Below are 11387 nucleotides of genomic sequence, written 5' to 3' on the forward strand. Positions count from 1 at the left end.
AATCGACCACCGGGTGAACCTTCCGTAATCGACTCGACACATTCGTCATGCACTCATCATGATTTGAAGATCACTCAACTCGGCCCAGTGGGGGGACCGTGCCGGCGTACCGCAGGCTTGCGCAACGCTTCCTGATGACTCGTCTCCGGGGTAGCGGCTGGTTCAAGGCCATCGCCCTGGCGGCCGTCGGTGTCCTCACCGTCGGCACGCTCGCGGTCGCGGGAGCGGGCTTCCCGCTCTTTCCCGATCCGCTGCCCGGAGCCGAAGGGCCCGGTCAGCGCTGGGGCAGTGCCGAAGGACGTGACCATCTCGTCGCGGACAAGACCAATCGCCGTACCGGGACGTCGCTGCGTGCGAAGTATCCGCTGCGCGCCCAGGCCGTGAACAAGCCGGACAAGGGACGCAACACCGCCTCCGTCGGCACACCGCCCGCCGCGGACGTCGCGGACGTCAAGGGCTTCGACCGCAGGACCAGCAAGGAGATCGTCTCCGAGCGCGGCGCGCGCAGCCGTACGTACGCCAACGCCGACGGCACCGAGACCACCGAGCTGTCCACCGTTCCCGTCAACTACAAGGACGACAGCGGCGCCTGGCGGCCCATCGATCCCTCGCTGGTCGAGTCGGACGCGGACGACGGCGCCTTCTCCAACACCTCGGACTCCGTGGACATCCGGCTCGCGGACCGGGCCGACGCGGACCGGCTCGCCGCCCTTGCTCTCCCTTCGGGCGAGTCCTTCGCATACGGGCTGGACGGCGCCGCCGCCGCCCAGGGCAGTGCGGACGGCGACCGGGTCAGCTACTCCGATGTACTGCCCGAGACCGATCTGTGGCTGGACTCGCAGGCGGGCGGCGTCAAGGAGACGCTGGTCCTGCGCTCCGCCGAGGCGCCGACGAGCTTTGTCTTCCCGCTCCGGCTGACCGGTCTGACCGCCAAGCCCGGTACCGCGGCCGACGGCGGTGAGGGCTCCGTCGTCCTCGCCGACGGCCAGGGCCGTACGAAGGCCGCCATTCCCGCCGGATTCATGGAGGACGCCGGGCGCGTCGTCTCCCACGCGGTCCGCTACGAACTGATCGAGCGGGACGGCGGCCAGGCCCTCCGGGTCAGCGTCGATCGCGACTGGCTCACCGATCCGGCGCGCGAGTTCCCCGTACGCGTCGATCCCTCGGTCGACACCACCAAGTCGTCCTCCTCGATGTATGTCACGAGCAGCGGAGCGGTCTCGGGAGCCAGTGAACTGCACGTCGGCAAGGGCCCGGCCGGCTCCACCGCCTCCTACCTCGGCTTTCCCGGCCTTGAGACCAAGCTGAAGAACCACAACATCTTCGGTGCGCAGCTCCAGGTGGTGAACTACGACGCGGCCTCCTGCAAGCCGCGCTCCGTCTCCGTCCATCCGGTGACCCAGTCCTGGACGGTCGGGACCGGCGGCTCCTACCCGGGCCCGTCGGTCGGCGGTGCGCTCGCCTCCCGGTCCTTCGCGTACGGCTACATAGCCCTCGGCTCCTCGTCCTCCGGCTGCCCGGCGGCCGGTGAGCTGTTCAACCTCGGCAAGGGCGGCCGTGACCTGGTGCAGCGCTGGGCGGACGGTACGCAGCCCAACTACGGGCTCTCCCTGCGCGCTTCGGCCACCGATTCGCTCGGCTTCAAGAAGTTCACCGGCGACACCACCGCGAATCCGCCGACGCTGTTCGTCACGCACTCGCCGTACAACGCCTCGTACTCCTTCCCCAAGCCGGTGCCCGATCCGCCGGTCCTGCAGAACCAGGCGGGCAAGGTCAAGGTCACCGTCACCAACAAGGGCGCCGAGACCTGGACCTCCAGCGGCTACTACCTCGCCTACCGGGCCTACGACTCCAAGGGCAAGCTGGTCACACAGCAGCGCGCGGCCAATGTCACCGGCCAGGTGGCCCACGGCGGACGCATCACCTTCGACGCCACCATCAAGGCGCTGCCGCCGGGCACCTACATGCTCGACTTCACGATGGTGCGCACGGGCGGCAAGGTCTTCACCGACGAGCAGGTGCCGCCGGGACGGCTGATCCTCCAGGTCTTCGACATCGCGCCGGTGGTCAAGGAGCAGTTCCCGCCGAACGGATACCAGGCGCAGACGCTCACTCCGCAGCTCTGGGCGGCCGGCGTCGACATCGACGCGCCGCCCGGATCCACGCTCCAGTACAAGTTCGAGATCTGCGAGGCGGACAAGGACAACAAGCCCACCGCCTGTACCACCTCCGCCTATCAGTCCGGATCCGCATACCCGGTGCCCGCCGGACGGCTGAAGTGGGGCACGACGTATCTCTGGCGCGGCTTCGTCAAGGACGCGTCGAACGAGGTGCCGACCGCGCAGGTCGCGCTGATCGCCGCCGTCCCGCAGCCCGAGATCACCTCGCGGCTCGCCGAGGCCCAGGGCAAGGAGTTCGATCCGAACGCCGGCAACTTCACCACGGCCGCCATCGACGCCTCCGTCGCCGGTGTGGGCCCGGATCTGACGCTCGTACGGACGTACAACAGCCTGGACCCGAGGCGTGACGCCGCCTTCGGCGCGGGCTGGTCGACGCGGTACGACATGAGGCTCACACCCGACGACGACGGGACGGGCAATGTCGTCATCCGCTATCCGGACGGCCAGGACGTCCGCTTCGGCAAGAACACGGACGGTACGTTCGCGCCGCCGTCCGGCCGCTTCGCCAAGCTGACCGCCGACGCCACGGCCGGTACGTACAAGCTCCAGGACAAGACCGGCACGACGTACGAGTTCAGCAACTCCGGTCTGCTGACGAAGATCACCGATCCGTTCTCCACGGCCGTCACCTACACCTACTCCGGCGGAAAGATCTCCACCGCCGCCAACGCCCGCAGCGGCCGGTCGCTCACCTTCACCTGGACCGGCGCGCATGTCACCAAGGTGGCCACCAACGCCGTCGACGGCGCGGCGCTGAGCTGGACGTACACCTACACCGGAGACCGGCTCGACAAGGTGTGCGATCCGGCGGGCGGCTGCACCCAGTACGGCTACGGCGCGGGCAGCCACTACCGCTCCACCGTGCTCGACGCCCGTCCCGAGTCGTACTGGCGGCTCGGCGAGGACGAGGGCACGGCCGCGAACAGCGCCGTCGAGGTCAATCTCGGCAAGGACCGCGGCACCTACACCGATGTCACGCTCGGCGCGGAGGGCGGTATCACCGGCGATCCCGGTACGGCGGCCACCTTCAACAGCACCAACGCCCGTGTCGACCTGCCCTCCGGCACGCTCAAGAAGAGCCGTGACGCTGCGGTCGAGGTGTGGTTCAAGACCTTCGCGGCCGGTGTCGGCGGCCCGCTCGTCGGCTACCAGAACAAGGCCTGGGGCACCGCGCCGACCGCCGGCGGCCCGCTGCTCTACGTCGGTACGGACGGAAAGCTGCGCGGCCAGTTCGCCACCGGCACCGTGGAGCCGATCACCGACATCACCAAGAACGTCAACGACGGCAAGTGGCATCACGCCGTGCTCTCCGTCTCCGGCTCCACCCAGAGCCTGTATCTGGACGGCAAGCTCTCCGGCACGCTGAGCGGCAAGCAGCTCACGCAGAATGATCTGACGTACAACCAGATCGGCGCCGCCCGTACGGTCACTCCGGCCTCCTGGCCCGGCTGGGGCGCCAACGCCGCCAAGTCCTTCGTCGGCACGCTCGACGATGTGGCCGTCTACCACCATCCGCTGGGCTCGTCCGTGGTCGCGGGACACTTCCGCGAGGGCGGACGCACCGCCGATCTGCTGACCTCCACGACACTGCCCTCCGGCCGTATCGCCTCCGAGGTCCAGTACGACACCTCGCGCGACCGTGTCGAGGAGTACACCGACCGCAACGGCGGCACCTGGAAGATCGGCTCGCCCGCGGTCTTCGGCGACGACCGGGACCTGCGGCGCACCATCGAGGTCCATGACCCGATGGACGCGCCGTACTTCTACGAGTACGACGGACTGACCGGCCAGATGCTCCGCTACGGCGAGCCGATGGCGCTGGGCGCCCGCGAGTCCGCCACTCCGTCGCCGTCGGACTCGCCGGAACCGCCGGACGAGATCTGCACCCAGCCCGATCCGGGCGATCCGGCCTTCTGCACCAATCCGCCCGGTGACGGCGGCGCCGAGCCGGACTTCATCCGGCATCCCGTCGACGGTGTGGCCATCCGTACGTACGGCTACAACGACAAGGGCTACCAGACCGAGATCACCAGCGAGAACGGCGACACCGTCACGCTGGGCTACGACGACCGCGGCAATGTGACCAGCCGTAAGACCTGCCGGGCCAAGGACGACTGCCAGACGTCGTACACCACCTATCCGGTGCCGACGGGCGACTTCGACCTGCGGGCCGACCAGCCCTCGGAGACGCGCGACGGCCGCTCCTCGGGGCCCACGGACAACCGTTACCGCACCCAGTACCAGTACAACGACAAGGGCTCGCTGCTCCTTCAGACCTCTCCCGACGGCGGTACGGTCCGGCACGTCTACACGAACGGTTCGGAGCCCGCGGTCGACGGAGGCAATACGGCCACCGGTCTGCCGCTGACCACCACCGATCCGCTCAACAAGATCACGCGCTACCGCTACTACAAGAGCGGCGACCTGGCGTGGCTGACCGAACCGTCCGGCATGGTCACCAAGTTCACCTATGACGCGCTGGGCCGAAAGCTCACCGAGACCAGCGTCTCGGACGCCCAGCCGGCCGGTGTCACCACGACCTTCAGCTACGACAAGCTCTCCCGGCTGGTCTCCGTCACCGATCCGGCCGCGACCAACGCCGTCGCCGTGGCCGAGCACCGGCAGAAGACGCAGCACCAGCAGAAGACGCTGACCACCTACGACGCCGACGGCAATGTGGTGCGCACCGAGGTCAGCGATCTGCTCGGCGGCGACGCCACGCGCACGATGATCTTCGACCTGGACGACCGCGGCCGTCCCGAGAAGGTGACCGACGCCGAGGGCGGCGAGACCTCGTACACCTACGACGTCTTCGGCAACAAGACCTCGATGGTCGACGCCAACGGCAACCAGTTCGAGTACACCTACACCGCGCGCAACATGCCGGCCGAGTCACGGCTGCGCGACTGGGAGGACGACGGAGGCGACAACGACTACACGGTGCTGGCGTCGTACGCGTACGACATGGCGGGCCGCGTCGCCCGTAACACCGACTCCATGGGCCGCACCGTGGTCTACGAGTACTTCGGCGACGACCTGGTCAAGTCCGTCACTCTCAAGGACTTCCACAATCCGGACGGCACGAAGCGCGATGTCGTCATCGAGAAGAACACGTACGACGGCGCCGGCAACGTCCTCACCGAGACGTCCGGCAACGGCAAGCTCGTCACGCAGTACACCTACGACTCCGTGGGCCGTACCCAGTCGACCGTCACCGATCCGAGCGGAGTGGCCCGCCGTACCTCGGTGACCTACGACCTCGCCGGCAATGTGAAGACCACGACCTCCGGCGGTCTGCCGTCCAATGTGCCCTGGCCGGTGAGCGTCAATCCGGAGACCGTCAGCTATGTCTACGACGACGCGGGCAACGCCACGCAGGAGACCATCGAGAACGGCACCCAGTCACGCACCACGAAGTACTCCTACGACCAGCGCGGTCTGACCACGTCCCGGACCGATTCGGGCGGCCGGACCACCCAGTACACCTATGACGAGCTGGGACGTCCGGTGAGCACGGTCGCGCCCGAGGTGATGACCGAGTCCGGCGGCGGCGCGCCGGCCGCCTCCCGGCCCACCGCCTTCACCGGCTACGACACCTTCGACGCCGTGACCGACTCGATGGACGCGCTGGGCAATGTCAACCGCTCGACGTACGACCGGCTGGGCCGGGTGGTCGCCGCCACCGCGCCCGCGTATATCCCGCCCGGTACGACCACTCCCGTCACGCCGACCGTCACCAACGCCTATGACGCGCTGGGCAATGTGACCGAGTCGACCGACTCGCTGGGCCGGGTGACGCGGTACGAGTACGACCGGCAGAACCGTCTGATGGTCAGGGACGAGGCCACGGGCAACGGCGAGGACCGCGCCAAGTGGTCGTACACGTACACCCGCACCGGCGAGGTGCTCTCGGTCACCGGTCCGGACGGAGCCCGCGCCGAGAGCACGTACGACGACATGGACCGGCCGCTCACCACCACTCAGATCGAACGCAAGCCCGTACCCGCCGCGTTCACCACCCGCAACGAGTACGACGACCTGGGCAATGTGGTCAAGCAGACCGCGCCGAGCGGTGCGTTCAGCCAGTTCGGCTATGACGCGCTCGGCCAGATCACCCGGGTGACCGACGCGGCCAATGTGACCACTCAGCTCGGCTACGACATCGCGGGCCGCGAGGTGCGCCGTACCGACGGCCTCGGGCGCAGCTCGTCGAAGCTTTACGACGGGCTCGGCCAGCTGGTCCAGGACGCCGATCTGGACGCTACCAACAGCGAGCTGCGCAAGGTCGGTTACGGCTACGACCAGGCGGGCAATCTCACCACCGCGACCGACGCGCAGGGACGTCAGACGATCTTCGCGTATGACGCGCTGGACCGGCTGACCAGCCAGACGGAACCCGTCACCGACACCAAGTCGATCACCACGTCCTTCGGCTACGACGCGCTCGGCAACCGCACGCGCTACACCGACGGCCGTGGCAACAAGACGGTCTACACGGTCAATACGCTCGGTCTGCCCGAGTCCGTCATCGAGCCGTCCACCGCTCGCGATCCGTCAGCGGCCGAGCGTACCTGGACAACGGCGTACGACGCGCTCGGCCGGCCGGTGAAGGTGACCGCGCCGGGCGGTGTCACACGCGAACGGGAGTACGACAAGGCAGGCCAGCTGATCCGCGAGAGCGGCGCGGGCGCCGAGGTCGCCACCGCGGAGAAGAAGTTCGGCTACGACGCGGCGGGCCGGCTCATCAAGGCGTCCTCGCCCAAGGGCGACAACGCGTACGAGTACAACGACCGCGGTCTGCTGCTGACGGCCGAGGGCCCGTCGGGCGACGCCTCGTACGAGTACAACAACGACGGTCTGCTCACCGAACGCACCGACGCCGCGGGAACGGCCTCCTTCACCTACGCGCGCCAGCAGCTCGCCACCGCCGACGATCCGCTCACCGGAGTGCGGCAGACCTATGACTACGACGGCTCCGGCGCCGTCGAGCGGGTCGACTACGGCTCCGGTCAGTCGCGCTCCTTCACCTACGACAAGCTCGGCCGTGTCGACACCGACACGGTGAAGAACAGCGGTGGTGCTCCGGTCGCCGCCACGGACTACGACTACGACACCAACGACCATCTCGTCGGCAAGACCACCACCGGAACGGCCAAGGCGGGCAAGAACACCTACGGCTACGACCAGGCCGGCCGGCTCACCTCCTGGACGGCCGACGGCACGACGACGGAGTACGGCTGGGACGACAGCGGCAACCGCGTCAAGAACGGCGCCAAGACCGCCACGTTCGACGAGCGCAACCGGCTGCTGTCCGACGGCGACTACACCTACGACTACTCCTCGCGCGGCACACTCACCTCCCGCACCAGCTCCGGGCTGGAGGAGGAGTTCACCTTCGACGCCTTCGACCGGCTGACGAAGGCGGGCGAGTCCGGTACCTCGTACACCTACGACGCACTGGACCGGGTCGCCGACCGCAACGGTGTGGACTTCACGTACGCCGGACTCGCGCCCGATCCGGTCAAGGACAACTCGGCCACCTATGGACGCGGAGCCGCCGACGAGCTGATGTCGGTCTCCGAGGGCGGTGCGGCGCAGCTCACCGTCTCCGACGAGCACGGCGATCTGGTCGGCGGGATGTCGCCCACCAACGGCGCGGCGTCGTCGCTGTCCTCATCAACGGCGTACGACCCGTTCGGCCAGACGATCGCCGCCTCTTCCGAGGAGGTCGCGGGCAACGCGGGCTTCCAGGGCGACTGGACCGACCCGGAGACCGACCAGGTCAACATGGGCGCGCGCTGGTACGACCCGGGCACGGGCACCTTCGACTCCCGCGACGCGTACACCTATGCCTCGGGCGCGTCGATTCTCGCCAACCGGTACACGTACGGCGCCGGCGCGCCGCTGGACTACACGGACCCGGACGGCAACTGGCCGAGCTGCGGCTGGTGTGCGAGGACCTGGAACAAGGCCAAGAGCAAGGTCAAGAGCAAGCTCCAGAGCACCAGGGTCGGCCGCGTGATCTACAAGACCGCGAGCGCGGTCTACAACGCGGCGATGTACACCGTGCGCCATCCGCGTGCCGCGCTCAACAAGGCCTTGGACATGGCCGGCCAAGCCGCATCGTGGGTCTACCGGAAGTCGGGCGCGAAGGCGGCTGTCAACGCGCTGGCGAGTGCGACCAAATGGGCCAATGACAAATACGAGTCGGTGAAGAAGTCATCAGCCCAATGGATTGTGGCGAAAGCGGCCGAGGCCCGACAGCGGTACCACGCGGCGAGAGTCGCCATCACCCACAGGGCCCAGCAGGTGGCGACGTTCGCGGCCAAGCACAATCCGATCCCGCATATCGTGGCGGCTGCCGCACCGATAATCGTCGTGGCCGCGGCGATCGTGACGGCCGATCCGAATCTGCCGGCGATCCTGGTCTCGGCTACGCGCAATGTCATCGTGGACGCCGGCAAGGCCGTCAATGATCTGCGCGCCCTGGCGGTCGCGGCGAACGGCGTCGTCGTCGAGAGCGTCTCGAACGCCGTTGAATTCGCCATCGACAACGTTCCCGCGGCCTTGAAGACGGCCGGGAATTTCGTCGGCGAGGTCACGGGCTTCAACGACATCAAGGACTGTGTGACCAAGGGCGACGCGGAGGCCTGCGCCTGGGCCGTCGCCACGGTGGCGGGCCTGGCCCTGGGCGGCGCGGGCGCGGGCCTGGTCCGCGCGGCGAAGGCCGGCCGGATGGTCGCGAAGACCGCGAAGTACTCGGACGACATCGCGAAGGCGGCCGAGAAGCTCGACAAGGTCGAGAACGTGGTCGACAAGGTCGAGACGGCGGTCACCTGCGCGCAGACGGCCGGCGAGGTCGCCCAAGCCGCCGTCGCCCAGAGCTTTGTGCCCGGCACAGAGGTGGTGATGGCCGACGGCACCCGTAAACCGATCGAAAATGTCGAAGCGGGCGACAAGGTGCTCGCCACCGACCCGACGACGGGCAAGACCTCGTCCCAGAAGGTCACCCAGACGATAGAGGGCAAGGGCCTCAAGCACCTCTTCAAGCTCACGGTCGACACGGACGGCGACAAGGGCGACAAGACCGCCACCATCACCGCCACCAACGGCCATCCCTTCTGGGTCCCGGACCTCAAGAAGTGGCAGAAGGCCCAAGACCTCAAGCCGGGCCAATGGCTCCAGACGGGCAAGGGCACCTGGGTCCAGCTCAAGGCAGTCCAGTCCTGGACCCAGCAGGCGGCGGTCTACAACCTCACGGTAGACACGGCACACACGTACTATGTCTCGGCGGGCGCTACGCCGGTCCTGGTTCACAACTGCGGTGACGGCGGTGAATACCTTTATCGAGGTGTTGGAAAAGGGCATCCGAAGCATGCCGATGCACTTGAAGGCCGAGCTGTTCCGATCGGCGGTCCCTCCAGTCCAGCGGCGCATGTCGGGGGTAACCAAACAGATAGTCCATTCACTTCCTGGAGTCACGCTGAGTGGAGAGCCCAAGAAGAGGTGGACGAGTGGGGGCAGGGCTCAGTAGTGATGCGGATCCGTCGTTCCGATCTGGAGGTGCCCGTGGGGCCGAGTAGGGATATTCAGGTCCATGACACGGACATCGACAAAGGCTTCTTCGAGGAGGAGCATCTAATCGTCGGCCCTATCGACGCGACAGAGATCAGGATCGGCGATGGGCCATGGTTCAATCCGCGATCGCGATAGGGGTACAAGTGGAGCGAGATGAGCTGAAGCAAGCATTCACTGTCGAATCCACTGTCAACTCGCAGGCCAAGAGCGCCCTTGTCGCTGGGGCGCCGTTCGAAATCTGGCCAGCAAGAGTGCCTGCCGCGAGACTGCATCACACCTACGCTCGGCGATTGCGGAGGTTGCAGAAACTCGATCGCCCATCATTGGGTTTCGAGGAGGCGGTGGTTAGCCTCGCGGAATGCGATACCCAGGAACTTCTGGTCGGGTCTATTGATGACCGAAAAAGGGGGGGGTATTGCTTTATGGTGTTCCTCAGCACCGACCTTAAGCGAGTGATCGCATGCATTGGCTTGATAGTTCCCTCGCAAGATGTCTTTGATCCTGATGTAACGGAGGGGTAGAGATTTTCATCAGTGTGTCTGGCATCGCTGAGGGGGGCAGGCAGGCGAAGTTGACGGTGCGCTCTGGATTTCCGCTCCACGCGGAATAGGGCACTGCCGACCGTCGCAGCCTCACAGTGCCGTAGCGGCCCCTCCGGATCTGTTTCCGGTGGGGCCGCCGGGGTTTCTGACGGCAGTAGTTGACGGCAACGTCAGCGGACGGAGGCGGTGCAAGGCGGCCGTTCGTCGCCCTCGGCCCGGTTGGGATTGATGCTCGGTCCGTCGAGTGCGGTGCTGAGGGTGTCGGTGGCGTCTTGTTGGAGGCGGAGTCGGACGTGGGCGTAGACGGTGGCGGTGACGCCGATGTGGGTGTGGCCGAGGAGTTCCTTGATCACGACGAGTTCGACGCCTTGCTTCAGAGAACAGGAAGGCTGACCGTGGCCCGCACCGATTACTACGACGACCCCGCCGCGCCCAAGCCGAACAGCATGGTCGTCGCCGCCTCCGCCGTCGTCACCGACGACCACGGGCGCATCCTCCTCCAGCGCCGCCGCGACAACGACCTATGGGCACTGCCCGGCGGAGGCATGGACCTCACCGACTCCCTGCCCGGCACGGCCGTCCGCGAGATCAAGGAAGAAACCGGCCTCAACGTAGAGATCACCGGCCTCGTCGGCACCTACACCGACCCGAAACACATCCTCGCCTACACCGACGGCGAGGTCCGCCGCCAGTTCAACATCTGCTTCACCGCCCGCATCACCAGCGGCCAACTGGCAATCTCCGACGAGTCCACCGAACTCCGCTTCGTACCGCCCGAAGAGATCGAGCAGTTGCCGATGCACCACACCCAACGACTCAGGCTCCAGCACTTCCTGGAACACCGTGAAATCCCCTACCTGGGCTGAACCGACTGACGGCAGTAGTGACGGCATCAACCCCGCACACCCACGCACTTCACCGGACCAGCAAACTGCGCTTGACCTGCATAAAAGCAGGTAGATGGAGCCACGCAGCACACGTACTATGTCTCGGCGGGCGCTACGCCGGTCCTGGTCCACAACTGTGAAGCGAACGCTGATGGATATCTGTATCGCGGTCTCGCCAAGGGGCACCGTAGTTATGATGC

The 11387-nt window shown here is 67.0% G+C and carries 3 protein-coding genes; 2 read left to right on the plus strand and 1 reads right to left on the minus strand.

What is annotated here, in order from left to right:
- The first annotated feature begins 134 nt into the window (after positions 1-134).
- Positions 135-9893: a polymorphic toxin-type HINT domain-containing protein gene (locus ACFV6H_RS05275; RefSeq protein WP_385538778.1), complete on the plus strand. Its 9759-nt coding sequence runs from the start codon at positions 135-137 to the stop codon at positions 9891-9893.
- A gap of 577 nt (positions 9894-10470) precedes the next feature.
- On the opposite strand, the gene ACFV6H_RS05280 is transcribed toward ACFV6H_RS05275, so the two are convergent.
- The gene (locus tag ACFV6H_RS05280; protein ID WP_385538780.1) at positions 10471-10653 is read right to left on the minus strand and encodes a hypothetical protein; all 183 of its coding nucleotides are present in this window, start codon (positions 10651-10653) and stop codon (positions 10471-10473) included.
- Positions 10654-10695: 42 nt separating this feature from the next.
- On the opposite strand from ACFV6H_RS05280, the gene ACFV6H_RS05285 reads away from it, so the two are divergent.
- A complete protein-coding gene (locus ACFV6H_RS05285) occupies positions 10696-11166 on the plus strand; it encodes an NUDIX domain-containing protein (RefSeq protein ID WP_385538782.1) in 471 nt (156 codons plus the stop codon).
- Positions 11167-11387: the final 221 nt, after the last annotated feature.

It is taken from the genome of Streptomyces sp. NPDC059743, assembly GCF_042732975.1.
Classification (GTDB): domain Bacteria; phylum Actinomycetota; class Actinomycetes; order Streptomycetales; family Streptomycetaceae; genus Streptomyces.